Source organism: Halorubellus sp. JP-L1 (assembly GCF_011440375.1).
Classification (GTDB): Archaea; Halobacteriota; Halobacteria; order Halobacteriales; family Natrialbaceae; genus Halorubellus.
The window spans coordinates 177,613-201,327 of sequence record NZ_JAAOIR010000001.1 but is presented as its reverse complement, the minus strand read 5'-3'; the positions used below and the strand labels follow the sequence as shown (position 1 = coordinate 201,327).

Below are 23,715 nucleotides of genomic sequence, written 5' to 3'. Positions count from 1 at the left end.
CGCTACCGGTGACCGCGGCCGCGGCGGCGTCACCGTCGTTGGCCGCGTCGGCCGTCGCGTCCACGCCGGCCGGCGACGCGTTCTCCGTCCGTCAGTCGTCCGCGACCGCTGGCGCGCGCTCGCGCGACGACAGCCCGTCGAGCGCGTCGAGGGCGTCCAGCCAGTCTTGCATGTACTCGCCGACGTGGTTCAGGAACGCACCGTTCTCCCAGTCCCCGAAGTCGCCGTCGGCGAGTGCGGTCGCCATCGCGTCCATCACCGCGGCGTAGGAGTCGGCGTTCGCGCCGGCGTCGTCGACGACCTCCCAGACGTGCTCGTTCAGTTCGAGCCCCGGCACCTCGTTCGCGAGGTCGCCGAACGTCGAGCGCGGGGCCTTGTCGTGGTGACAGAGCGGATCGCCGTTGTAGATGCGCTTCCCGAGGACGTCGCACGCGCGCTTGAGGAACAGCCCGCTCCAGATGTCGTCGAACCGGCCGACGTCCCACGCGTTGTCGTCCATCGGACACTGGTAGAACGCGGGCACGATCTCGCGGCGGAACGCGAGGTTCATCGAGCAGACCGTGAGGTAGTTGCCGCGCGCCGCGACGAAGTCCTCGCCGAAGTCTTCGACGCTCGTGCGGGTCTGGGCCTGCCCCTGGAGGTCGCCGTCCATCAGGATTCGGACCGCGTCGAGGTCGGGGACGTTCGTCCAGAGGCCCTGGGACGCGACGACCTCGGAGACCGTGGTCGTACCGACCTCGCGCTCCTCGTCCATCGCAGAGTACGGGTAGCCCCGCGGGTAGAGGTCGTGCTCGTCGAAGTTCTGGTAGAGGACGTTCACCCACTGCTCGTCCGAGGCCACCTCGGTCAGCTCGCCCTCGTAGGCGAGGTTCGCCATGTGCGTACCGAAGAAGTCCACGTCGTCGTGCGGCCGGGTGTCGTCGTCGACGAACACGCAGTAGGGGTGGTCCTGGGCCCAGAGGTACAGGAGGCCGAAGGAGGTCTGTGCGTGACTCGCCGCGGGCACGAGGTGCTCGTACTCGCCGATCCCGTGTTCTTCGTACCACTCCTCGCGCCCGTTTTCGTCGAACACCTCGCCCTCGACGTCGAGGTCGGAGAGCATGTCGCGCATCTCGTCGGTCGGACAGAAGTCCTCGGTGACGAGGACGAACTCCAGGCGGTCGGTGTCGAAGCCGTGGTCGCGGGCGTTCGCGACGTAGTCCTCGACGCAGTCCCACTCGCGTATCGTCGGCACGACGACGCAGACGTCGGGTTCAGTCATCCGTTGCCAGAACGGTGTTTAGGTATGCCTAAAAGCGTGTCCATTTCTTTCGGCCCGCCTAAAACGGATCCAATCCGGTGGATGCGGTACGCCTACCGCCGCTATCGGGTCGAACGACGCCTCGGACAGCGACTCACTCGTCGGGGAGTTCGTCGATGAGGACGACGGCCTCGCCGTCAACGACGGGCTCGTCCGAGGACTCGTCGTGGACGACAGTCGAGAGTCGATACTGGCGGTTCCCGAGGTCCTCGAGGACCTCGACGGTCGCGCTGACGCGGTCGCCGATCTGGACCGGCCCCTGGAACTCGAGGTCCTGCCCGAGGTAGATCGTCAGACCGGGGAGCCGCGCGAGCGCCGCGCTGATGAGTCCCGAGACGAGCGTGCCGTGTGCGATCCGGCCGCCGAAGCGCGTCTCGGCCGCGAACTCGTCGTCGAGGTGCAGGCGGTTCGTGTCGCCGCTCGCGCGTGCGAACGCTCGAACGTCGTCTTCGTCGATCTCCTTCTCGAAGCTCACCGTATCGCCGACCGTGATGTCGGCCGCCGCGTCGACGGTCCGTTCGAACGTCCAGTCGAGTTCCTCGTACGCGAGCGAGGGGATGGACGCATCGCGGACCTCCTCGACTTCGCTCGCGTCGTCGTCGTAGGCGTCCGCGTACCCGTCGACGGTGAACGCCGAGAACGCCGCTCGGTTCGCCGCCGTTGCTCCTTTCACCGCACTCTCCGCGAAGTTCGTCCAGGCAGACGCCATCGCGGTCAACGGCGTCGAAACGTCGCTGTGTCGTTCGCTCATTCTACCGACGATACGACGGTCGGCGTTAAGTCTCCTTTGGCTTACTGTATAGACCGCCGAATTCGCGCCCCAGAACCGGGTAATACCACGGTCGAGAGGTCGTCGTTCTGGGAGACGAGAGCGGAATCCGCCCCGCGTATCGGACTTCGATGGTAGCGAGGACCATCGAGAACCATTCAGCGGAACGCTTATGACGAGTGGGGTCGTACTGATTGGTGATGACGGACGATGCGCCGAAGATGCCCTGGTCGCCCGCGATGATGCGGCAGTTCCAGGAGCAGATGCAGGAAGCAGGCGAATCCGCGATGAGCACCCAGCAGGAACTGTTCCAGCAGGTCCTCCAGGCCTCCTCGGGCGGGTCCGACGCGATGACGGACCTGCGGGGGCTGACGATGGGATCGGCGATGTTCAAGACCCGCGTCCAGTCCGGCGGACGCATCAGCATCCCCGACGCCGAGCGCGAGGCGCTCGACATCGGCGAGGGCGACATCGTCCAGACGATCGTCATCCCAGTCAAGCGAAACGACAGTGATTCCAATGAGTGACACCACCAACCCCATGACCGCAGTCTTCGAGATGCAGCGCCAGATGATCGAGCAGACCCAGGAGATGACCCACGAAGCCGTCGACGTCCAGAAGGACGCCGTCCACCAGTTCGTCGACGCCCTCGAGAACGTCGAGACCCTCGCCGAGCAGAACAACGACGTCTCGAAGCAGGCCGTCCACGCCTACTTCGACGCCGTCGCGTCCGTGCTCCCCGAGGAGAGCGCCGACCTCTCCGAGTTCGAGCAGCAGGTCGACGACGGTTTCGACCAGCTCACCGAGACCCAGACGGAGGCCTTCGAGGCCATGCAGGACGCGATGCACGACGGTGCGAACGCGTACGACGAGTTCGCGGACGCGTACGTCGACGCCGTCGACTCCTCGTTCGACTCCTTCCTCGACACGCACGAGCGCGTCGAGGCGGACGTCGAGGACGCCACCGAGTCCGTCTCGGCCTGACGTCGACCCAATCGTTTTGAATACACCACCCGCAGTACTTACTATGCCAAACCAACAGACGGTCCCGACGGATTGGAACGACTTCGTCGCCGACATGAACGAGCAGTTCATGGACGCGATGGAGCAGAACATGGAAGCACAGGCGTCGTTCGTCGAGCAGTGGAGCGAGGCCGTGGAGTCCACGAGCATGCGTCAGCCCGAGATGGAGGAGGGCCTCGAGGGCTACAAGAACGCGTACCAGGCGTGGATGGACGCCGCCGACCAGATGGTCGAGCGCGTCGACGACTCGATGGAGGGCGAAGAGGTCGACCCGAGCGAGTTCCGCGACATCTGGCTGAACACCGCGAACTCCGCGTTCAAGGACGTCATGGAGACGACCGCGTTCGCCGCGTGGACGGGGTCGACCGTCCAGCAGATGATGGAGGCCCAGCAGCAGGCCGACCAGATGGCCGAGGACACCCTCCAGCAGCTCGGGTTTGCGACCGACGAGCACGTCACTGAGATCGGCGACCGACTCGTGGAACTGGAGCGCCGCCAGCACGCCGTCGAGCAGAAGCTCGACCGCGTCCTCGAACAGCTGGAGGAGTAACGTGCAGAACCCATTCGCAGCCACGATGGAGGCCCAGCGGCGGGCCTGGGAGAACGCGGCCGACCTCATCGAGAAGACGACGACCGCACCCGATCGCGCGGAGACGTTCCAGGACGTCGAGGTCGGCGAGACGCCGAGCGAGGTCGTCTACGAGGAGAACAAGCTCAGGCTCCTGCACTACGAGTCCCGCACCGAAGAGCAGCACGACGTTCCGATCCTCGTCGTGTACGCGCTCATCAACCGCCCGTACATCCTCGACCTCCAGCCCGAGCGCTCCGTGATCCGGACGCTGCTCGACAACGGGTTCGACGTGTACATGATCGACTGGGACGAGCCGTCGACGCTCGACCGGTCGCTGACGCTCGACGACTACGTCAACCGGTACATGGAGAACTGCGTCGACGAAGTCCGCGAGCGCTCCGGGCAGGACAGCATCAACGTCCTCGGCTACTGCATGGGCGGGACGATGTCGACGATGTACGCCGCGCTCCACCCGGAGAAGGTCCGGACGCTCGCGCTCATGGCCGCGGGCCTGTGCTTCACGGGCGACAGCGGCGTCCTCGAACTCTGGGGCGACGACGAGTACTTCGACCCGGAGGCGGTCACGGACACGTTCCACAACGTTCCCGCGGAGTTCCTGGACGTCGGGTTCGCGCTCATGGACCCCGTCCAGAACTACGTGACGAAGTACGTGAACCTCTACGAGAACGTCGAGAACGAGGACTTCGTCGAGAACTTCGCACGCATGGAGGAGTGGCTCGGCGACGGCATCGACGTCGCCGGCACCACGTTCAACGAGTTCATCACGGACATCTACCAGGGGAACAAGCTGATGGAGAACGAACTCCACCTCGGTGGCGAGCACGTCGACATCGAGAACATCGACATGCCCGTGCTCCAGATCGTCGCGGAGTACGACCACCTCATCCCGCCGGAGGCGTCGAAGCCGTTCAACGACGCCATCCCGAGCGACGACAAGACGATCCTCGAGTTCCCCACGGGGCACATCGGGATGAGCGTCTCCTCGAAGAGTCACGCCGAACTGTGGCCGGACGTCTGCGAGTGGTTCGAGATGCGGATGCCCGACGAGGCCGAGTCGGCCGCAGAGCATGCCGACGCGGAGACGGACGCGGACGCGGCCGTCGCCGAGGACGCGACGGACGCGGACGCCCAGGCGACGGAGGACGGCGTCGAGATCGAGGTCGAAGGCACCGAAGCCCCGTCACTGACGGATCTCAGCGGCATCGGACAGGCGTACGCGGACGACCTCGCCGACGCCGGCTACGAGACCGTCCTCGAACTCGCGAACGCGGACGCGGCGACGGTCGCCGCCGAAGCCGACCTCCCGGTGTCGCGCGTCGAGGACTGGATCGATCAGGCCAGCGCGTACCACGACGAGTAATCGGACCTCGACGCCGTCGACGTCACCGTCAGGTGACGGCGCCGTCGACTACGGGGGCGACGCGGCCGGAGTCACGGTTCTTCTCACGCGCTCGGGCGAACCATTAAGATGCTGTTGGGCGATTGTTCACGTACCCGCGGGTCACCATCGGTGACTCGCATCTCAACGCATGTCTATGGAAGGACGCACCTGTGTCATCACGGGTTCGGGGCGTGGCATCGGACGCGGCATCGCCGAGCACCTCGGGGAGCGAGGGGCGAACGTCGTCGTGAACTACCGGTCGTCCGACCAGGCGGCCGAGGAGACCGCGAACGCCATCCGCGAGAAGGGCGGGAACGCCGTGACGGCGAAGGCTGACGTCTGCGACCGCGACGAGGTGGAGGCGATGCGCGAGCTCGCGCACGACGAGTTCGGGTCGGTCGACGTCCTCGTGAACAACGCCGGCATCACGCAGGACACGCGATTCGTGAACATGACGCGCGAGGAGTGGGACCAGGTGATGGACGTGAATCTCGGCGGACTGTTCAACTGCACGCAGACGTTCTACGACGACATCTGGAACGCCGACGAGGGACGACTCATCAACATCTCGAGCATCGTCGGGAAGCAGGGGAACTTCGGGCAGGCGAACTACGCCGCCGCGAAAGCCGGCGTGTTCGGGTTCACGCGTACCATCGCCATCGAGCTCGCCTCGGGCGGGTCGACGGCGAACTGCGTCGCCCCCGGGTTCACGCGCACCGACATGCTCGCGGAGGTCCCCGAGGACGTGCAGGAGCGCATCGTCGCCCAGATACCGCTGGAGCGCTTCGCCGAGATCGAGGACATCGCGTGCACGGTCCGCTTCCTCGCGACGGAACAGTCGAGCTACATCACGGGCGAGGTCATCGACGTCAACGGCGGCATGGACCTCTGAGCGAACGCAATGGCGGTCGGTCGTCTTCTTTCGGTCGCCACGATCTGGGTCTGTGAGAGATCCTCGCGGGACGGTCCGTCAGCCTCCGGAGCCGACGAGCCGTTCACGTGAAAGAGTGGTGGGTGCGTCGCTGCCGGATCGCCCGACGGCGAGTCCCGTTGGAGCCCGTCAGTACGCGTAGCTCTCCGCAGCGAGCACGAGGCCGCCGTCGTCGCCGAGCGCGAGCGGCGCGTACCGGTCCGACTCGACCTCCTCGAGGTACGCGCGGAACTCCGTTCGGAACCCGTCCGGTGGGTCGTCCCAGAGGCCGACTGCTGCGTCGACGAGCGCGTCAACCTCGACTGTAGCCCCTTCCGCTCCACGGGTGATGCCGTAGAACGCGGACGCGGCCATCTCCCGCATGAGGATGCGAGGCTCGGCGCAGTACGTGCAGCCGTCGAACGCGGCCTGGTACTGGACGCCGCGTTCGTCGTGCTCGTCGCACTCGATCCGGTCGAGGTGATCGATCTCTCGCATCTCGACGTCGAACGGTGGTGCGTCGTCGACGTCGACGACGAAGTACCCGCCGAAGCGCTGTTCGCCCGTCTCCGGGTTCGTGTACTGGAGGAACGCCGAGTTGAGGCGTCGGTCGACGTGCCGGCCGAGGTGGGTGTTCCCACAGAAGTGCGCGCGGCCGTCGAAGTGATCGACGAGCCGCCACCGCTCCATGTGCGTGACGAGTACCACGTCGGACTCGACGGCGGAGATCGAGTTCGTGAACCGCTGCCCGCCGACCGAGACGCAGCCCTCCTCCGGAATTCGCGTGCCGACGTCCAGATCGTACTCGAAGTCACCGAAGCGATCGCGGTTCCCGTACACCCACACGAGGCCGTGACGGGCGTGTTCGGCGATGGCTTCGAGGTGCGGTTCGACCGCTTCGAGCTGCTGGGCCGCAGTCGGCCGGTCCGTCCGTACCGCGTTCGTGAAGTCGCCGACGTGGACGGCGAAGTCGAACGTCTCGCCCTCGACGTCGTCGAGGAGTCGCCGGAGCGATTCCGTGTCGCCGTGATGGTCCCCGAAGACGAGAAATCGCTGTGTCATCGGTCGCCGGTACGAGCAGTCACGTAGTAAACATTTTCCTGGCGGGCGGGGCCGTCGGACGACGGATCAGGGGGAGCCGATCAGGCGCCGTGGTCGCCGAGTGCGACCTGCGTGGTCTGCTCGAGGCCGTCCTCGATTCCGAGTTCGTCCTCGAGTGCGCGGCTCGCGGACTCGAGTGGGACGTCGAGTTCGTAACTGTAGAAGTTCCCGCGGCTCCCCGACCGGTTCTCGCGAGCGGTGAGGATGCCGAGCATCCGGAGGTCCGAGAGGTGATTGTGGACGCTCCGCTGCGCGAGACTGTCGACGCCCATCGCGTCGCAGACGTCGAGGTAGCGGTCGTAGATGTTCCGCGAGCGCTCGGGCGTGCGGCCGGCGCGAGCGAGAGAGACGACGGCGAGCAGCGCGAGGTGGCCGTGCTGAGTGAGCTGTCGAATGCCCTCCTCGACGCGTTCGCGTTCGAGTTCGTGCTGGGCCTGCTCGACGTGGCGTTCCTCGAGGAAGTCGTCGCCGCTGTTCTGTGCTTGCTCGCCGGCGAGCAGGAGGAGGTCCAGTGCCTGCCGCGCACTCCCGCGGTCCTTCGCGGCGAGTGCCGCGCACAGGCGGACGACGGCGTCGTCGTAGACGTCCTCGCGGAGCGCGATCTCCGCACGCGAACTGAGGATGTTCGAGAGCTCCTGGGCGTTGTACGGCGGGAACTGGAGTTCGCGCTCGCAGAGCGTGTCCTGCACTCGTGGGTCGAGCTGATCGCGGAACTTGAAGTCGTTCGAGATGCCGATGATGCCGACCTTCGCCTCCTCCAGGTCGCCCTTCGAGCGCGCTCGCGGGAGCTCGTACAGCAATTCGTCCTTCTCGCCGATCGAGTCGATCTCGTCGAGGACGAGGAGGACGGTGCCGCCGACGTCGTCGATCTCCTCGTAGAGTTTGTTGAACACCGTCTGCTGGGGGTAGCCGGTCGTGGATATCTCGCCGCCGTCGGGCCGAAGTTCGTTCACGAGCTCAACGGCGACCTGGTACGACGAGGAGAGCGGTTTGCAGTTGAGGGTGAGGACGGAGAGGTCGATGTCGTCGTAGCCGCTCGCGTCCTCGCGGAGTCGGTCGAGGAGGTACTCGGTGACGGCGGTCTTCCCGACGCCGGTGTTCCCGTAGAGGAAGATGTTGTTGGGCTCCCAGCCGTCGATGACGGGCTGGAGGGCGTCCATGTACGCGTCGATCTCTTCGTCGCGCTCCTGGATGCGGTCAGGCTGATAGCTCTCGCGGAGGGCGTCCTTGTTGGCGAATATCGTCCGCTTCCGCTCGAACCGACGCATGACTCGGACGGTAGCACTCCCCCTATTTAACGACCGCCTTTTCACGTGATTCACGTGATTCGAGTGAAGACCCGAACTGGGCCAGACAGCCGCCCCCTCCGCGGTACTTTGGTCGTCATTAGCTAGCACAGTTTGGTTCGTCGTTGTCGTTGATTGTCTAGCTAGTTGTAGTAGTAGACTAGGAATACAACGTATTTGAGATGCAACGTATTTGAGATGGGAATTGAGGTGAAGATGACGTGTGTAAGGGGTCGAGTTGGTTCGTCAGTCGTTCGCAGAGGGAGGTGAGAGACACCGTCGTTTCGTGTGAAGCGGGTGTTGGGCTAGGGGTCACGTGCGAGCACACCGGTGTTTCGAGTGAAGCGGTGACACGTTCGATAGGCTGGCCAGCGCGCGAACAGCGTCGGGTAGTAGAATCAGGTTCGAGAGGGCTTCTGACGGCCGTCTCCTCCGAACCCCCCACCACCGTTGCAGGTGAAGACGTCATTTCGACGAGAACCCCGCCGCGGCCACGACCCACGGACCCTGCCCCACCCTATCCACGCTTCACTCGCAACGGTGGTGTCTCTCTCCCCACTCTCTCACTCTCCCCACCCGCTCACTCCCCCACCCGCTTACCCCCCCACCCGATCACTCCCCCACCCGATCACTCCCCCACCCGATCACTCTCCACTCGGCCAGACGCGACCGTGCCATCGACCGATCCACGCACCCCACGCCGAACCATCACGGTCCTCCACTCGCAGCGGTGGTGGGGGTGGTACGTCGCAACCACTCCGGATAACCCTTCCTTCGACTGCACGTCGGCGCCGGGACCGACGTTTCACTCGCAACTCCGGTGGGGTCGTTTCGAGTCATCTGCACGAAGGCGGGCGACGTCCACTTCCCCGGAGACCGCCGTCATCCCCCCATTTCGAGTGGACGGGACCCTGCACCAACACGGACTTATAAGGCACGTCCGGGCGAGTTCCAACGCATGCGAGATGTTGCGATCATCGGCGCGTCCATGACCCAGTTCGGGCAGCGCGACGCGTGGATACGGGAGTTACTCGCCCAAGCGGGCGACGCCTGCCTCGAGGACGCGGGCGTGGAACCGTCGACGCTCGACCACCTCTACGTCTCGAACATGGCGAGCGGCGAGTTCGAGGGGATGACGGGCGTCCCGAACTCGCTCGCGCACGACCTCGGCTGCCTGGGTGCGTACACCCAACGCGTCGACCAGACGTCGAGTTCCGGCGGCGCCGGCATCTACGCCGCCTGGCAGTCGATCGCGAGCGGTGCGAGCGACGCGACGCTGCTCGTCGGCGGCGAGAAGATGACCCACCAGACGACGGCCGAGTCGACGGACGTGATCGCGTCGATCACGCACCCCGTGGAGTACAAGCACGGCGTCACGCTCCCGAGCTTCGCCGGCCTGACCGCACGACACTATCTGGAGCGGTTCGACGCACCCCGGGAGAGCCTTGCAAAAGTCGCGGTGAAGAATCACGAGAACGGAACGCGGAACCCGCACGCGCAGTTCCGGAAGGAGGTCGGGCTGGAGACCGTCATGGAGTCGCCGATCGTCGCCGACCCGCTACGACTCTACGACTTCTGTCCAATCACGGACGGCTCCGCGGCACTGATGTTCGTCCCCGTCGACGAGGCCGAGTCGTACGTCGACGGCCCCGAAGACTACGCGGTCGTCTCGGGCGTCGCCGGGGCGACGGACACGCACGTCGTGCACGAGCGCGAGGACCCGACCGTGATGGGCGGGGTCGTCGAGAGCGGCGAGCGCGCGTTCGACATGGCGAACCTGGACCCCGGCGACGTCGACGTCGCGGAACTCCACGACATGTTCACGATCCTCGAGTTCCTCCAGATGGAGGGCCTCGGGTTCGCAGCGCACGGCGAGGCCTGGAAGCGCGTCGAGGCGGGCGATACGAAGATGGACGGCGACCTCCCCGTGAACACCTCCGGCGGGTTGAAGTCGAAGGGCCACCCGCTGGGGGCGAGCGGGGTCGCGCAGGGCGTCGAGATATACGAGCAGATCGTCGGCGAAGCGGGGCCGCGCCAGGTCGACGCGGACGTCGCGGTGGCGTGCAACGTCGGCGGGTTCGGGAACTGCGTCATCACCACCATCCTGGAGGCAGCAGCATGACCGACCGAGAATCACGATACCACGGCGACCAGTCCAGCGATCGTGTGCGTACCGACGGCGGAGAACGGGACGACGACTTCGAGAGCGCCCACGACGGCGAAGCACCGGTCCGCGAAGGACATCTGTCCGGGGACGACCTGACGGCGTACGTCTGCACGAACGGGCACGCGACGTTCCCCGGCCACCAGCGGTGCCCGGAGTGCGGCGCGGTGCAGTCGACGACCCTCGACCTCTCGGAGACGCGCGCGTCGGTCGTGACGTGGACGACGAGCATGGCGACGCCGCCGGGCGTCCGCGAACCGAACCACCTCGCGATCGTCGAGTTCGACCTCGACGCGGCACTCGACGGATCGAGCGGCTTCACTCCGGGGACCGTCGAGGGGCCGGTGCGGACGCTCGCACAGTTGACGAGTGAAGACGTGGAGTCCGGCGACGTCGTCGAGCCGACGTACGTCGAGGAGCTCCGCGAACCGGGCGCGGGCATCCGAGAGCCCGACAGCCAGTCCTGGGACGGCTATCGGTTCCAGCCGGTGGACGACTGAGCGATCGACCGGTCTCGTTCTTCAGACTTCGGCGACGACCCGGTGCGTTCTCAGTCCTCGACGGCGGTCAGCGCGACGACGTACTGCGAGCCGAACACCGACGGGTCAGGTGCGGGAACGCCAGCGCGCTCGTATACCCCGACTGGGATGCCGACGTCGCCCAGCAGGAGGTCGCCCGGCACCGAATCGAGTCCGGTCTTCGGGAGGGCGAGTGCGAGCGTGGCGTTCGGGTGGACGGCACGCCCCGGCGCCTCGCCGGTGGTCGCGTCGAACCCGCTGGGGACGTCGAGCGAGAGCGCTCGCTTCGCGCCTTGGTCGACGACCTGCGCGAGGTCGCCGGCGGGGCCCTCGAGTGCGTCGGCGAGGCCGTAGCCGACGAGAGCGTCGATAGCGACGTCGGCGTCGAGGACGGCGTCGACGGCGGCGTCGACGACGTCGTCGGTCGCGTCCACGAGCGTCGCGTCGGTCCCGTCGAGCGCGTCGGCCTGCGCCGCGGGCGCAGCCTCGAGCTCCGAGTGAGCGCGGTCGAGCGCGACGGTGACGTCAGTGCCGTGGTTCTCGAGGTGCCGGGCGGCGGCGAGGCCGCCGCCGCCATTGGCGCCACCGCCAGCGGCGACGAACGCTCGCTGGGGGCGGTCGCCGACCACCGCGCGGCTCGCCTTCGCGAGGTTCCGACCGGCGTTCTCCAGCATCGACGGGAGCGACAGCCCGACGTCCTCGACGGCGACGCGGTCGACCTCGCGCATCTCGTCGGCCGTCACCGCCGGAACGGGCACGCCGCGCGTCGTCGCGAACGACGGATGCACGCACGACTCCTCGTCGGTCCCTTCCGGGTCGTTCTCGACGCCTCGCGTCATGCGTCCGCACCGTCGCTCGAACGCCCCGGGTCGTCGTCGCCGTCGCCGCTCCGATCGTCGTCAGATGCGCCGTCGCCGTTGCCGCCAGACGAACCGTCACCGTTGCCGCTCCGATCGCTCGCGTCACCGTCCGCACCGTCGCCGTCGCTGCCCGCAGCGGCACCGTCCGCCTGCTGGCCGTCGTCGCGCTTCCCGTAGCGGTCCTTGAGCGTCTCCAGTTCTGCGTCCACGTCGACTTGCACGCCGCCAGCGTCGTCCGTCCGTCCTCCGGTGGCGTCGTCGACGGCGTCCTCGTCCTCGACGGGCGTCGAACTCGCGGCGTCCGCTCGCCGCTGGTCGTCGGCGCGCGCGGCGCGGTCCTCGAAGTCGTCGAGCGTGTGGTCTCGTTCGCGTGCCTCAGCGAGCCGCCCCTGGACGTCGTCGCGGAGCGTCCGCGCCTGGTCGAGGAGGTCGCCCGCGGCGCCGTCGTCGGGGAGCGACCCCGACTCGAGCGCGGTCTGGAGGTCCGCGAGCGATCCCTCGAGTCGCTCGAGCGTCCGGTCGCTGACGTCCGCGAGCCGATCCGCGGACCCGCTGGCGCGCTCCCGTGCCTCGCCAGCACGCTCTCGCGCCCGGTTCCCGGTGCCGACGAGGCGGATCGCTCGCTGGACGGTCTCCAGGAGCTTGATGTTGACCTCGAGGATGGCGATGGTGCCGGGGATGGCCACCTCGTCGGCGAACCGGAGCACCTCGCCGGGCGACGGCGGCCGGGGGATGCCCATCGGCCCGCGGGGCGCCTCCCGCTTGAGTTCGTCGCGGAGGTCCTCCAGCGCCCGCGTCAGGTCCTCGGCGGCGTCCGCGAAGTCGTCGTCCCTGCGGTCGGTCATGCGCCACGCTTCTCGCCTGACGGACAAAAGTCTGGCCCGGTTCGCGGGCCACCCAGCGAGTCGCCATCGCCGCCTACGTCCCGGCACCCAGCGAGTCGCCATCGGCGCCTTCGCGTCGGCGCGTCGAAGATTCTGGTGGGTGCGGCGGCCGCTGGATTATTGAGCCAACCCGAATGCCACAATGTTTATTATATACTGTGTACCTAGTTCCGCAAGAATGCGGACCGACCACGGCGGGGGCGTGCCAGACAGTACTGCGTTCGCGCAGACGCTGTCCAGCCTGAAACAGGAGGGCAGCAACATCTTGCTCGTCGGGCGGACGAGCGGTTCGGCGCATCAGGCGGCGTGCGAGCGACTGCTCGGCGACGGCGAGGAGCTACGCCGTCGCGTCTACGTCTACACCGCCGAGAACGAAGCGTGTGGGTTCACGGCGACCGCGCCAGGCCCGGACGATTCGGCGTGTATCGTCGCACAGGAGACGGCGGACGGCGACGACGACGGCATGCACGACGCCGTGCCGTCGTCGATCGAGCGGACTGTCGTCGGCAACCAACTGCTCGCCTCTCTCGGCGCGGAGACCATCGACGCGGTCGCCGCGTACGACGACGAGTTCGACCTGGCGCCCGCGGAACTCCGCCTGTGCTTCGACTCGGTGACGCCGCTCCTCCGCGACCACAAGTCCGAGAACGTGTTCCGTCTCCTGCACATGGTGACCTCTCGCGTCCGCGAGGTCGACGGGATGGGTCACTTCCACCTCCCGCTGGGGCGGGACAGCGACTACGTTCACTTGCTCGAACCGCTATTCGACGCGATCGTCGAGGTCCGGGACGGCGACGATGGCCTCCAGCAGCGCTGGGACCTCCGGGATCGCGGCGCGGACACCGGCTGGATAGAACTGTAAGGTCGACCGGCCGCGGGGCGTGCGTGCGCTCCAGTACGGTACAGTCTCTCCCGTGCGTGCACTCCCCTACTCCCGCGATGACGAGGGTCGCGCGTATCGAGTCTCGATATCGGACGAGCCTCTTTACCGACGAGCGTGCTACGGCCAGTATCATGACCTCCGAGGTCGCCGATCAGCTCCCGACGGACGTCACCGATTCGCTTTTGGCCGGCGTCGCCGATCCGCTCCTGGCCGGCGTCGCCGATCCGCTCCTGGCCGGCATCGCGGCTGCGACGCCGCTGCAGGTCGAGTTGAGTGCGCAGTTCCTGGCGGGTATCGCCGGGACGATACTCCTGATGTTGTTGTTCCTCATGGTCGTCGTCCTCTGGGACATCGCGCTCGCGCTCAGGGACGTCGCCGAGAAGATCGACTACCTCGAGGACGACGTCGACTCGGACCTGGCGATGATCAACGGGACGTTGACGCGCATCTACGACCGAATGGGTGGCGGGTCGGCCGCCTCGGCGCCAGAGGGGCAGGCCGGGGCGGACGCCGGCGTCGGCGCGCCGGGGTCGCCGCCAGCCGGGAGTCGGCCGTCGAACGGGACGGCTGACGCCGCCGATGCGTCGATCCGTCGTGGTCGCGTGGGGGCGGACGCCACGGGGGCGACGGCTGGGGTGGGGGCCGCGGCACCCAGGGGTGGTGGCCGAGTCGATGGGGCGACGGCAGGTGCGGACGCGACTGGCGGAGCGAACGCAGCGACCGGTTCGGGGGCAGTGGCCGGAGCGGCTGGCGGGAGCAGCGTTGCGGACGACGCGGAGGCGGAGGAAGCGACCCCCGACTCGACCCCAGCCGAGACGGTCGACGAGCGAGGCGAGGGCGCAGACGCGGACGCCGAAGGATCGCCGTCCGACGAAGCGACCAGCGACGAAGCGGCGACTGACGAAGCGGCGAGCGGCGAGGTGACCACCGACGAGGCGGCGATCAACGACGACGCGACCGATGTCGACGTCGTCGAGGACGAGTCGGCCGTCGGCGACGAAAGCGTCGCGGGACCGACGGCCGGTTCCGATGGTGACGGAGCGACGCCCACTGCGCCACGGCGGAACGTCGGCCGGTTCGCTGGCGACGGCCGCGGCGACACGGCGTGGTACGACGTCCGCATGGACGTCCCCCCGGTCGCTCGCCCCGGTAGCGGCTCCGATGAACCCGCGGGCATCGAGGCTCTCGAGGACCGCGACGACGCCGGCCCGGGGCCGTTCGGACTGCACCGACCGGGGTTGCGCTCGCAGCTCCAGTCGGACGCGGACGACGACCACGCGAGTACCGAGCCGGTGGATGGGGACGACTCCGAGGTGGGGACTGAGGTCGACGAGGACGTGGATCCGAACCCCGTGTCCTCTTTCGGCGAGGAGGACATCGGCGAGACCACCGTGACCGACGTCGCGACGACGTCGCTCGCGGACCTCCACGACGACGGGGACGAGGCTGCCGGTTCCGATGACGAGGCGGTCGCCAGTGACGAGGCGGTCGACGGGGACGAGACAGTCGATTCCGGCGACGACTCGCTGGACGGTTCTGCCGGCGACGACGTCACGACCGGCCAGGGTGACGTCGCAGTGGCCGGTACGTCGGACGCGGACGACGAAGATGGCGCGGACGACAACGGTGACGTGGACGACGAAGATGACGCGGGCGCGGACGGTGCCGTCGCGGACGGCGTGGTCGCGGATCTGGCGGAGACGAAGGCGGAGATCCGGGCGCGCCACAGCGACGAGGACGGGGTGCTCGATTACGCGTCGCTCCAGCAGGAGGCTGCGGAGACGCCGGGCGTGAAGGGAAGCGGGATGCCGGCCGAGGAGATGCTCGACGCGCTCGCGGCCGCGGCCGTCCACGGCGACCAGCTCGCGGCTGACGCGGACGACGAATCCACTGACGAATCGAGAGCGGCGTCCGGGGAGAGCGAGCCGGACGCTCTCGAGGACGCACTCGCGGACCGCCGCAACGACGACGCGGACGACGACGCGACTGGCGACGACGCGACCAGCGACGGCTCACTCGACGCGGAGGAGTCGCCTTCGGAACTGGATGAGGCCGCCGTCTTCGAGGACGCGGGCGACGATGCGACCGACGACGACGGGATCGCGGACCTCGTGAATCGCGAACTCGATACGCTCACGCAGGAGGTCGGCGGGACGAGCATGACGCCCGACGTCGCCGACGAGGAGCTCGACGGCGCGGTCGACGCGCTCGACGACGGCGCGTACACGTTCCCGCTCTCCGGGTCGTCGTTCGCCGTCGGCGCATCCGCGGACGCGGAGACGGCGACGCTGTCGTTCACGCCGGACGAGTCCGTCGACCTCGGGGGTGCGCGCGAACGGCTCCTCAAGTACCAGCTCCGGAACTACCTCGACCGGGACGACACCGCGCACGCCGAGCTCTCCGTGGACGAGGGCACCGTCCGCCTCGAGATCCCGGGCGCGAACGGGGCCGCGGTCGACGCGTGGGCGGACGCCGCCGTCCAGATCATCGACCGGACGCTCTACCTCTCGAAGGACGACGACTGACGGCCGTACGCGGCCATATACCCGTATCGGCCGGGGGTTGGCGGGCCGACCGTTCGTCTTGTCGAGACCGAAAGACCGAGGGTCGGCGTCGGCGCATTGGACGGTATGGACGACAAGTCGTACGCGGTCGAGGTGGACGTCCGCTATCAAGACGTGGACGCGCTCGGGCACGTGAACAACGCCATTTACGCGACGTACCTCGAGGAGGCGCGCGTCGAGTACCTGCAGGACGTACTGGGTGACGTGGAGATCGAGGCGGTGATCGCGAACCTCGAGATCGACTTCTTGCGGCCGGTGACGATGGACGACGACCACGTGACGGTCCACATCGCGGTCGCGGACCTCGGCACGAAGAGCATCACGTTCGAGTACGAGGTGTACGCGACCGACGAGCTGGCGGCGACCGCGTCGACGGTGCAGGTGGCGTACGACCGTGAATCGCGGGAGGCCGTCGAGCTCCCGGACCGGTACCACGAGCGAGTACGCGAGTTCGAAGGCCTGGATTGACGGCGTCGCCGTACTGCCGTCCCGCCGGGGCCAGGACCCCTGCGGTCACGGACGGGCGCCTGGTCGACGGCGGCGGAAGCGAGGGCTTTTGACCGAACCCGACGAAGGCTTGCTCGTGCGACTGGAGAACAGCTTCATCGGCGTGCGTGGGGTGGGCGAGAAGACGGAGCGGAACCTGTGGCGCGAGGGCGTCACGCACTGGGACGAGTTCGAGCGGTCGCGGGTGTCGTCGACGCGCGGGCTCGGGGAGACGACCGCGGACCGCATCGAGTCGTTCCTCGCGGACGCCCGCGAGCGACTGGATGACGGCGACTCGCGGTTCTTCGGCGAGCAGTTCCCGAGCGACGAGCGCTGGCGGCTGTACGAGAACTTCCGTGACGAGACGCTGTTCTTCGACATCGAGACGACGGGACTGGACGAGCACCGGAACGACGTGACGACGGTGAGCTTCCACATGGACGGAGAGACGGAGACGCTCGTCCGCGGGCAGGACCTGACCGCCGAGCGCGTGCGCGAGCAGTTCGACGCGGCGTCGATGGTGGCGTCGTTCAACGGCGCGCGCTTCGACGTCCCGTTCCTCGAGGCGGAACTCGGCGTGACGCCGGACGTCCCCCACCTCGACCTCATGTACCCGTGCAAGCGCGTCGACCTCACGGGCGGCCTGAAGCGCATCGAGCGCGAGATCGGACTCGAGCGCGACCAGCCGGACATATCGGGGCGCGACGCCGTCCGGCTCTGGCACCAGTACCAGGACGGCGACGAGCGCGCGCTGGAGACGCTCGTCGAGTACAACCGCGACGACACCCGGAACCTCCGCGTGCTCGCGGACGAGGTCGTGACGCGACTCGACGACCACGTCCGCCCGTCGGACTTCGAGGCGCTCTCGAACGCGTAGGACGACTCACGGGCCGCCCTGTCGACACGCTACTTATGAACTATCTAGTCACTTCGACGGAATCTCCTTGCGGGAGCCCGTCGAACCGTCGGGTATGAGATCTCGTTCCAGGCCGGGTGGCGAGGCGAGCGACGGCGATGGGGTGACCGACGGCGATGGGACAGCCGACGGCAACGCAGCGGTAGGGGACGATACGGCTGATACGTCCACGGGGGAGCGTCGACGACCGCTGGACGCAGCAGCGACTCGTGGCGAGCGCGCGAAGCCACCGTACGTAGACGAACTCCCCGTCGTGGGGAAAGTCGTGCAGTTGATGCGGCACACGAACGAGTTCTACGAGGAGGTCGGGTACGGGTACGACGCGGACGTGGTCGCGTACTCGGTGAACCGAACGGACGCGGTGATGGTGACCCATCCGGAGTACGTCCAGCAGGTGCTCGTCGAGGAGGATGCGGACTACCGGAAGGGGAAGGTCCTGTCGCGCGCGTTCGACGGCCTCGCGCCGAACGGCCTCGTGGCGAGCGAGGGCGAGCAGTGGACGCGGGACCGCGCGCTCGTCCAGCCCGCGTTCTACCGGGAGCGGATCGAGACGTACGCGGACGCGATGGTGGACGAAACCGAGCGGACGACCGACGCGTGGGCCGAGGCCGACGTCGTGCGCGTCGACACCGACCTGAAGGACCTCACCCTGCGCATCATCGCTCGAACGATGTTCGGCACCGACCTCTCGGGCGACGGCGCGGTGATCAGGGACGCCGCCGAGGTGATCCTGGAGCGCTTGCAGCCGACGAACCCGAGTTCGTTCCTGCCGCCGTGGGTGCCGACGCCGACGAACCGCCGGTTCCTGCGGACGATGCGCGATTTGCGGGACGTGATGGACGACCTCGCCGACGAGCGGCGAGCGAGCGACGATACCGGCGACGACTTGCTCTCGATGCTCGTCGACGCGGAGTACGCGGACGGGTCGACGATGGACCGCGAGGTCCTCCAGGACCACCTCGTCACGTTCGTGTTCGCTGGTCACGAGACGACCGCGTTGTTATTGACGTGGGCGCTCTGGTTGCTCGCGAACGACCGGGACGCGCAGTCGCGCGTGCACGACGAACTCGACGAGGTTCTGGACGGCGACGCACCGACCGCGGAGGCGGTCGCGGACGCCGAGTATCTGGAGAACGTCGTCGACGAGACGACGCGACTCCGTCCGCCCGCGTACAACATGTTCCGGGAGACGAAGCGCGACGTCGAGATCGGTCCCTACGAGGTTCCCGAGGGAACGGTCGTCACCACCCCGCAGTGGGTCGTACATCGCGACGAACGCTGGTTCGACGACCCCCGCGAATTCGACCCTGCCCGGTGGACTCAAGAGACACGTGAAGCGCTCCCGGAGTACGCGCACTATCCGTTCGGTGGTGGCCCGCGGTCGTGTATCGGGAACCGATTCGCGACGCTCGAGGCGAAGCTCGCGCTCGCGACGATCCTCGACCGCTTCGCGGTCGAACCGGTCACGGACGAGGTCGACGTGTCGTTCAGCGCGACGCTCCAGCCGGACCGCCCGGTCGAGCTCGCGTTCACCGAGCGCTGAGGGCGCGTCGGCCGCGAGGCCCGCGGGTGCTCGCTACGCGTCGAGCGCGTCGGCGACGTACTCGACCGCGTCCGCGGGCGATTCGGCGGCGTACGCGCCATCGACGTCGTGCGTTCCGAGACCTGCGACCGGGCGGTCGTAGACGCCCGCGAACCCGAGTTCGCTGAGGGTGCCGTGGCTGCCGTCGATGGCTACCACGGCGTCGCCGTTCAGGGGGACGAGCGCGTTCCGCGCGTGGCCCAGTCCCGTCGCTATCACGACGTCGACGTGCTCGTTCGCGGCGTCGCGGTCCTCGCCGGGGAGGATACCGATGGTCGTCGCCCCCGCGGATTCTGCGCCCTCGCAGGCCGCGGCCATGACGCCGCCACGACCGCCACAGACGAGGTCGAACTCCTGCTCGCCGAGGAGACGGCCGACCTCGCGTGCAACCTCGTGGTCGTCCGCGCCGACGCTCCCGCCACCGATGACGCTCACTCGCATGTCGAACGTTCGGGACGGGACTGCAACCAACCTACCGATGCCCGGGGCGTCGACGACCGCGCCGGAACGTCTTTGTTTCGCGCCTCTGAACCGTCGATCAAGATGCGCATCGAGGACCAGCTGCCGGGGTTCGTCGAGCGCCGGATTCCGGACCGTCCCGACTGGGTCGCGGATAGCCCGCGCGACCCGCGGACCGCCGCCAAGGTGTATGGCGCGTTCGCGCTCGCGTTCTCGACGCTGTTCATCGGACTCCCCGCGTTGCTCGTCTCGGAACCGGCCGCATCGCTCTGGGTGCCCCTCGTCGTCGCGAACGCTGGTGCATGGACCTGGGCGCTCTGGCGGTGGCGTATTCCGGACGCTGGCCCGGTCTCGCGGCGGAACGCGTTCTGGACTGGACTCGGCATCGGGACGCTCTCCTGGCTGACCCTCGGCCCGCTGCTGTCCATGGGGTACACCGCCTACGTGTACGTCAGCGACGGCTCGTTCGTGCCGCTCAATGCACTCTGGGATGCGGTCGCATACGGCGTGTATTACTCCATCGGCGGATTCGTCGTCACCCTCGGTATCCCCACCGTCGCGAGCGTTGCCCTGGCGCTGTGGATGATCGACTACGAGACGCACCGTGGCCGCGAGAAACGAGAAGCGAACTACGACTTCCAGTGAAGGACCGACGACGCGGTCAGCCCGTGGCTACTTCCCTTCGAACTCGGGCTCGTCGTCGCCGAAGAACGCGTTGATGCCCTCGTGGACGTCCTCGGAGTTGACGACGTGGCCGAAGCCCATCGACTCGATCTCCAGGCCGGCGTCGCTGTCGTCCCAGCCCTTCAGCATCGCGCGCTTCGCGAAGCGCTGTGCGAGCGGTGGGCCGCCCGCGAGCTTCTCGGCGTACTCGACGGCTGCGTCCTCGAACTCGTCGGGCTCGTAGACCTCGTTCACGAACCCGAAGCGCTCCATCTCGTCGGCGGGGAAGCGCTCGGCGGTGAAGATGATCTCCTTCGCGCGCCCCATGCCGACGATGCGCTGGAGGCGCTGCGTGCCACCCCAGCCCGGGAGGAGTCCGAGGTCGAACTCGGGCTGGCCGAACTCGGCGCGCGTGGAGGCGACGCGGACGTCCGCGCACGTCGCGAGTTCCATGCCGCCGCCGAGACAGTAGCCGTCGATCGCGGCGACGACCGGCATCTCGATCTCCTCGAGGCGACCGAACGTCTCCTGGCCGTACTTCGAGAGCTCGACCGCTTCGAACGGGTCCGCGCCGCTGCCGGCGATGCTCATGAAGTCCGCGCCCGCGGAGAACGCCTTCGAACCCGCACCCGTCAGCAGGAGCGCGCGAACGCTATCGTCCTCGTCGACGACGTCGATGGCGTCGTCGAGCTCCTCGATGAGTTCGAGGCTGATGGAGTTCATCTGCTGGGGGCGCGAGAGCTCGATCTGCGCGACCTTCTCGCCGGGGTACGTCAGTTCGAGCGTGTCGAACGACGGCGCGCCGTCGTCCTCGGCACCGTCGTCGTCGTAGAATCCGCCGGCCTCGGCGAACTCGGCGAGGTGGTCGAACGCCTCGTAGCGCGGATGCCCGGACTCCTCGTGGGCAGCCTCGAGCGCTTCCGCGAGCCGGGCGACGCCGTACTCGTCGGCGAACTTCGCTGGGCCCTTCGGCCACCGCCCACCGAGTTTGACGGCGGTGTCGATCTCTTCCGGGGAGGCGACGTCGTCGCCGACGAGGTACGCGACCTCGTTCGCGAGCACCGCGAGCAGGCGCTCCTTGACGGTCTCGCTGAACAGGTCGTCGTCCATCGGGACGTCCGCGCCCTCGCCGTCCTCGTAGTCGTAGAAGCCCTTCCCGGACTTCTGGCCGAACTCCTCGTTCTCGACCTTCTCGACCATCATCGGCGCAGGCTCGTAGCGGTCGCCCGCGACCTCGTGCATGTAGTCGAGCACGTGGTAGCCGACGTCGATGCCGACGTAGTCCGAGAGCTCGAAGCTCCCCATCGGGAGGCCGATGTCGAACTTCGTCGTCGCGTCGACCTCCTCGATGGTGGCGACGCCGTCGTCGACGAGCCACGCGGCCTCGTTCATCAGCGGGACGAGGATGCGGTTCACGATGAACCCGGGGACGTCCTTGCGGACGCGGACGGGCGTCTTCCCGAAGTCCTCGGCGAGCGCTTCGACGAGGTCGAGCGTCTCCGTGTCGGTGTGTTCGCCGGAGATGACCTCGACGAGGTCCATGCGGATCGGCGGGTTGAAGAAGTGCATCCCGCAGAACGCCTCGGGGCGGTCGGTGAACTCGGAGAGGTCCGTGATCGACAGCGACGACGTGTTCGTCGTGAAGATCGCGTGGTCGGGCGCGTACGCCTCGACGTCCGTCCACGTGTCCTCCTTGATCTCCATCTTCTCGGGGACGGCCTCGATGACGACGTCGGCGTCGGCGACGGTCTCCTCGAGGTCGACGAGGGGTGTGACGCGGTCGAGCGCGTCGTCGGCGTCCTGTTCGCTGATCTGGTCGCTCTCGGCGAGCTTGCCGAGCGACCACTCGATCTTGTCGTAGCCGTCCTGGACGAACTCGTCCTTGATGTCACGCATGGCGACGTCGTAGCCGGCGAGGGCCGCGACCTCCGCGATACCGTGGCCCATGTTACCAGCGCCGAGAACTGCGACGGTGTTGACTTCTTCCAGCTCCATGGCCGAGAAGACAACTGGCAATCGTTTCAAGGTTTCCCTTACCGAACCCGGGAACTGCTCTCTAGTTTACGGCCGGGTACATAGCTTTTTAACGAACAATGCGTTAATGGTTTACTATGGACTTCGCGCTCTCAGACGAGCAGAAACAGGTCAAAGAGGAGGTCGCACGGTTCGCCGAGAACGAGGTCGAACCCGTCGCGAAGGAGTACGACGTGAACGAGGAGTACCCCTGGGAGGTCATGGAGAAGGCCGCCGATGCCGGCCTGCTCGGCGCACACATCCCCTTCGAGTACGGGGGCGCGGACTACGGCAACCTCGAATCCGCACTCATCACCGAGGAACTGTTCGCAGTGGACCCCGGCATCGGGCTCTGCCTGACTTCGGCGTCCTTCGGCGCGGACGCCATCATGGAGTTCGGGACGGAAGATCAGAAGGAGCGCTTCCTCGAACCCATCCCGAAGGGCGACGCCATCATGGGCGCGGCCATCAGCGAACCCGACACCGGGAGCGACGTCTCCTCGGTCTCCACGCAGGCCGAGAAGGACGGCGACGAGTGGGTGATAGACGGGAACAAGATGTGGATCACGAACGGCTCGATCGGCGACTACTACGTCGTCCTCTGCGAGACCGACCCGGACGCCGAGGGGCGCTACAACGGCTTCAGTCAGATCGTCGTCGAGGCCGACCGCGACGGGTTCGAGGCCGAGAAGATCACGGGGAAACTGGGCATCCGCGCGAGCGACACCGCGGAACTCATCCTGAACGACGTCCGCGTTCCCGAGGAGAACCTCGTCGGGACGCGCGGGATGGGCTTCCTCCAGCAGATGCAGTTCTTCGACGAGACCCGCACCGCCGTCGCCGCCCAGGGCGTCGGTATCGCGAAGGGCGCCGCCGAGGCCGCGCTCGACTACGCGCAGGAGCGCGAGCAGTTCGACCGCCCCATCGGCGACTTCCAGGCCATCCAGCACAAGCTCGCCGACATGCACACGCGCACGGAGGCGGCGCGCATGCTGACGTACAAGGCCGCGTGGAACGTCGACCAGGGCGAGGACATCACGAAACTCGCCTCCATGGCGAAGGAGTTCGCGTCGCGCGTCGCCGTCGACGCCGCGAACGAGGCCGTCCAGATCCACGGCGGCGCCGGCTACGTGAACGACTTCCCCGTCGAGCGCTTCTACCGCGACGCGAAGATCACGCAGATCTACGAGGGCACGACCGAGATCCAGAAGAACATCATCGCGCGCGAACTCCTCGGCAAGGGCTACTGACAACCTTTTTCTTCGCCGGGTCGGCTTCGCCGACCCTCCTCGAAAAACGTCGATGAAAAATGCCACTCGCGCCCCGCTGGGGCGCTCGCGGTGAACCGCGCTCGCTTTGCT

At 67.5% G+C, this 23,715-nt stretch carries 22 protein-coding genes; 14 read left to right on the top strand and 8 right to left on the bottom strand.

All coding sequences use genetic code 11. From position 1 onward, the window contains the following. Positions 1-91: 91 nt before the first annotated feature. Both G9C85_RS00995 and G9C85_RS00990 read right to left on the bottom strand, forming a co-directional pair. Positions 92-1,261, bottom strand: a complete 1,170-nt coding sequence (locus G9C85_RS00995) for an alpha-1 4-glucan-protein synthase (protein WP_166036304.1) — start codon at positions 1,259-1,261, stop codon at positions 92-94. 133 nt (positions 1,262-1,394) lie between these two features. Then, a complete protein-coding gene (locus G9C85_RS00990) occupies positions 1,395-2,051 on the bottom strand; it encodes a MaoC family dehydratase (RefSeq protein ID WP_166036303.1) in 657 nt (218 codons plus the stop codon). Positions 2,052-2,269: 218 nt separating this feature from the next. Here G9C85_RS00990 and G9C85_RS00985 point away from each other — a divergent pair, with 218 nt between their 5' ends. The 5 genes from G9C85_RS00985 (at position 2,270) to fabG (ending at position 5,957) form a co-directional block, all read left to right on the top strand. Next, the gene (locus tag G9C85_RS00985; RefSeq protein WP_166036302.1) at positions 2,270-2,596 is read left to right on the top strand and encodes an AbrB/MazE/SpoVT family DNA-binding domain-containing protein; all 327 of its coding nucleotides are present in this window, start codon (positions 2,270-2,272) and stop codon (positions 2,594-2,596) included. A gap of 13 nt (positions 2,597-2,609) precedes the next feature. Then, positions 2,610-3,053 carry a hypothetical protein gene (locus G9C85_RS00980; protein WP_205254292.1) on the top strand — a complete coding sequence of 148 codons (444 nt, stop codon included), beginning with the start codon at positions 2,610-2,612 and terminating at the stop codon, positions 3,051-3,053. Positions 3,054-3,096: 43 nt separating this feature from the next. Then, on the top strand, positions 3,097-3,642 hold the full coding sequence (locus G9C85_RS00975; protein WP_166036300.1) for a poly(R)-hydroxyalkanoic acid synthase subunit PhaE: 546 nt from the start codon (positions 3,097-3,099) through the stop codon (positions 3,640-3,642). Position 3,643: 1 nt separating this feature from the next. Then, complete coding sequence (gene phaC / locus G9C85_RS00970; RefSeq protein ID WP_166036299.1) at positions 3,644-5,044, top strand: class III poly(R)-hydroxyalkanoic acid synthase subunit PhaC; 1,401 nt, start codon at positions 3,644-3,646, stop codon at positions 5,042-5,044. Positions 5,045-5,213: 169 nt separating this feature from the next. Further along, the gene (fabG, locus tag G9C85_RS00965; RefSeq protein WP_166036298.1) at positions 5,214-5,957 is read left to right on the top strand and encodes a 3-oxoacyl-[acyl-carrier-protein] reductase; all 744 of its coding nucleotides are present in this window, start codon (positions 5,214-5,216) and stop codon (positions 5,955-5,957) included. 168 nt (positions 5,958-6,125) lie between these two features. Here the strand turns inward: fabG and G9C85_RS00960 are convergent, their stop codons facing one another. Together G9C85_RS00960 and G9C85_RS00955 are read right to left on the bottom strand one after the other, a co-directional pair. Beyond that, positions 6,126-7,037 (bottom strand): metallophosphoesterase, encoded by a 912-nt coding sequence (locus tag G9C85_RS00960; RefSeq protein WP_166036297.1) that lies wholly within the window; start codon positions 7,035-7,037, stop codon positions 6,126-6,128. Positions 7,038-7,117: 80 nt separating this feature from the next. Next, positions 7,118-8,344 (bottom strand): orc1/cdc6 family replication initiation protein, encoded by a 1,227-nt coding sequence (locus G9C85_RS00955; RefSeq protein WP_166036296.1) that lies wholly within the window; start codon positions 8,342-8,344, stop codon positions 7,118-7,120. A gap of 976 nt (positions 8,345-9,320) precedes the next feature. On the opposite strand from G9C85_RS00955, the gene G9C85_RS00950 reads away from it, so the two are divergent. Beyond that, the gene (locus tag G9C85_RS00950; protein WP_166036295.1) at positions 9,321-10,484 is read left to right on the top strand and encodes a thiolase family protein; all 1,164 of its coding nucleotides are present in this window, start codon (positions 9,321-9,323) and stop codon (positions 10,482-10,484) included. Positions 10,485-10,606: 122 nt separating this feature from the next. Beyond that, positions 10,607-11,026, top strand: coding sequence for a nucleic acid-binding protein (locus G9C85_RS00945; RefSeq protein WP_166038895.1), 420 nt, complete (start codon positions 10,607-10,609; stop codon positions 11,024-11,026). 50 nt (positions 11,027-11,076) lie between these two features. Here G9C85_RS00945 and G9C85_RS00940 read toward each other — a convergent pair whose 3' ends face one another. Together G9C85_RS00940 and G9C85_RS00935 are read right to left on the bottom strand one after the other, a co-directional pair. Continuing rightward, positions 11,077-11,883: an NAD(P)H-hydrate epimerase gene (locus G9C85_RS00940; RefSeq protein WP_193570579.1), complete on the bottom strand. Its 807-nt coding sequence runs from the start codon at positions 11,881-11,883 to the stop codon at positions 11,077-11,079. Then, positions 11,880-12,749, bottom strand: a complete 870-nt coding sequence (locus G9C85_RS00935) for a hypothetical protein (protein ID WP_166036294.1) — start codon at positions 12,747-12,749, stop codon at positions 11,880-11,882. Before G9C85_RS00935 ends, G9C85_RS00940 begins: the two co-directional genes overlap by 4 nt. 217 nt (positions 12,750-12,966) lie before the next feature. Here G9C85_RS00935 and G9C85_RS00930 point away from each other — a divergent pair, with 217 nt between their 5' ends. From G9C85_RS00930 to G9C85_RS00910, 5 genes are all read left to right on the top strand, one after another. After that, entirely contained in the window at positions 12,967-13,650 is a 684-nt protein-coding gene (locus tag G9C85_RS00930; RefSeq protein WP_166036293.1) for a hypothetical protein, read from the top strand. A 152-nt stretch (positions 13,651-13,802) separates the two neighbouring features. After that, entirely contained in the window at positions 13,803-16,196 is a 2,394-nt protein-coding gene (locus G9C85_RS00925; RefSeq protein ID WP_166036292.1) for a hypothetical protein, read from the top strand. A 105-nt stretch (positions 16,197-16,301) separates the two neighbouring features. Continuing rightward, positions 16,302-16,703: a thioesterase family protein gene (locus G9C85_RS00920; RefSeq protein ID WP_166036291.1), complete on the top strand. Its 402-nt coding sequence runs from the start codon at positions 16,302-16,304 to the stop codon at positions 16,701-16,703. A gap of 115 nt (positions 16,704-16,818) precedes the next feature. Then, positions 16,819-17,598, top strand: a complete 780-nt coding sequence (locus tag G9C85_RS00915) for a ribonuclease H-like domain-containing protein (RefSeq protein WP_166036290.1) — start codon at positions 16,819-16,821, stop codon at positions 17,596-17,598. Between the two features lie 94 nt (positions 17,599-17,692). Then, positions 17,693-19,180, top strand: a complete 1,488-nt coding sequence (locus G9C85_RS00910) for a cytochrome P450 (RefSeq protein ID WP_166036289.1) — start codon at positions 17,693-17,695, stop codon at positions 19,178-19,180. Between the two features lie 33 nt (positions 19,181-19,213). Here the strand turns inward: G9C85_RS00910 and G9C85_RS00905 are convergent, their stop codons facing one another. Further along, on the bottom strand, positions 19,214-19,660 hold the full coding sequence (locus tag G9C85_RS00905; protein WP_166036288.1) for a Rossmann fold nucleotide-binding protein: 447 nt from the start codon (positions 19,658-19,660) through the stop codon (positions 19,214-19,216). 102 nt (positions 19,661-19,762) lie between these two features. Between G9C85_RS00905 and G9C85_RS00900 the strand changes: the two genes are divergently transcribed. Further along, on the top strand, positions 19,763-20,323 hold the full coding sequence (locus G9C85_RS00900) for a hypothetical protein (protein ID WP_166036287.1): 561 nt from the start codon (positions 19,763-19,765) through the stop codon (positions 20,321-20,323). A gap of 27 nt (positions 20,324-20,350) precedes the next feature. On the opposite strand, the gene G9C85_RS00895 is transcribed toward G9C85_RS00900, so the two are convergent. Next, positions 20,351-22,336, bottom strand: a complete 1,986-nt coding sequence (locus G9C85_RS00895; protein ID WP_166036286.1) for a 3-hydroxyacyl-CoA dehydrogenase/enoyl-CoA hydratase family protein — start codon at positions 22,334-22,336, stop codon at positions 20,351-20,353. Between the two features lie 116 nt (positions 22,337-22,452). Between G9C85_RS00895 and G9C85_RS00890 the strand changes: the two genes are divergently transcribed. Beyond that, positions 22,453-23,604: an acyl-CoA dehydrogenase family protein gene (locus G9C85_RS00890; RefSeq protein WP_166036285.1), complete on the top strand. Its 1,152-nt coding sequence runs from the start codon at positions 22,453-22,455 to the stop codon at positions 23,602-23,604. The last annotated feature ends 111 nt before the right edge of the window (positions 23,605-23,715 follow it).

Bases quoted from the DNA above. Each gene is read 5' to 3' on its own strand.
- G9C85_RS00995 (WP_166036304.1), bottom strand. From the start codon at position 1,261: ATGACTGAACCCGACGTCTGCGTCGTCGTGCCGACGATACGCGAGTGG.
- G9C85_RS00990 (WP_166036303.1), bottom strand. From the start codon at position 2,051: ATGAGCGAACGACACAGCGACGTTTCGACGCCGTTGACCGCGATGGCG.
- G9C85_RS00985 (WP_166036302.1), top strand. From the start codon at position 2,270: ATGACGGACGATGCGCCGAAGATGCCCTGGTCGCCCGCGATGATGCGG.
- G9C85_RS00980 (WP_205254292.1), top strand. From the start codon at position 2,610: ATGACCGCAGTCTTCGAGATGCAGCGCCAGATGATCGAGCAGACCCAG.
- G9C85_RS00975 (WP_166036300.1), top strand. From the start codon at position 3,097: ATGCCAAACCAACAGACGGTCCCGACGGATTGGAACGACTTCGTCGCC.
- fabG (WP_166036298.1), top strand. From the start codon at position 5,214: ATGTCTATGGAAGGACGCACCTGTGTCATCACGGGTTCGGGGCGTGGC.
- G9C85_RS00960 (WP_166036297.1), bottom strand. From the start codon at position 7,037: ATGACACAGCGATTTCTCGTCTTCGGGGACCATCACGGCGACACGGAA.
- G9C85_RS00955 (WP_166036296.1), bottom strand. From the start codon at position 8,344: ATGCGTCGGTTCGAGCGGAAGCGGACGATATTCGCCAACAAGGACGCC.
- G9C85_RS00950 (WP_166036295.1), top strand. From the start codon at position 9,321: ATGCGAGATGTTGCGATCATCGGCGCGTCCATGACCCAGTTCGGGCAG.
- G9C85_RS00940 (WP_193570579.1), bottom strand. From the start codon at position 11,883: ATGACGCGAGGCGTCGAGAACGACCCGGAAGGGACCGACGAGGAGTCG.
- G9C85_RS00935 (WP_166036294.1), bottom strand. From the start codon at position 12,749: ATGACCGACCGCAGGGACGACGACTTCGCGGACGCCGCCGAGGACCTG.
- G9C85_RS00930 (WP_166036293.1), top strand. From the start codon at position 12,967: ATGCGGACCGACCACGGCGGGGGCGTGCCAGACAGTACTGCGTTCGCG.
- G9C85_RS00925 (WP_166036292.1), top strand. From the start codon at position 13,803: ATGACCTCCGAGGTCGCCGATCAGCTCCCGACGGACGTCACCGATTCG.
- G9C85_RS00920 (WP_166036291.1), top strand. From the start codon at position 16,302: ATGGACGACAAGTCGTACGCGGTCGAGGTGGACGTCCGCTATCAAGAC.
- G9C85_RS00910 (WP_166036289.1), top strand. From the start codon at position 17,693: ATGAGATCTCGTTCCAGGCCGGGTGGCGAGGCGAGCGACGGCGATGGG.
- G9C85_RS00905 (WP_166036288.1), bottom strand. From the start codon at position 19,660: ATGCGAGTGAGCGTCATCGGTGGCGGGAGCGTCGGCGCGGACGACCAC.
- G9C85_RS00900 (WP_166036287.1), top strand. From the start codon at position 19,763: ATGCGCATCGAGGACCAGCTGCCGGGGTTCGTCGAGCGCCGGATTCCG.
- G9C85_RS00895 (WP_166036286.1), bottom strand. From the start codon at position 22,336: ATGGAGCTGGAAGAAGTCAACACCGTCGCAGTTCTCGGCGCTGGTAAC.
- G9C85_RS00890 (WP_166036285.1), top strand. From the start codon at position 22,453: ATGGACTTCGCGCTCTCAGACGAGCAGAAACAGGTCAAAGAGGAGGTC.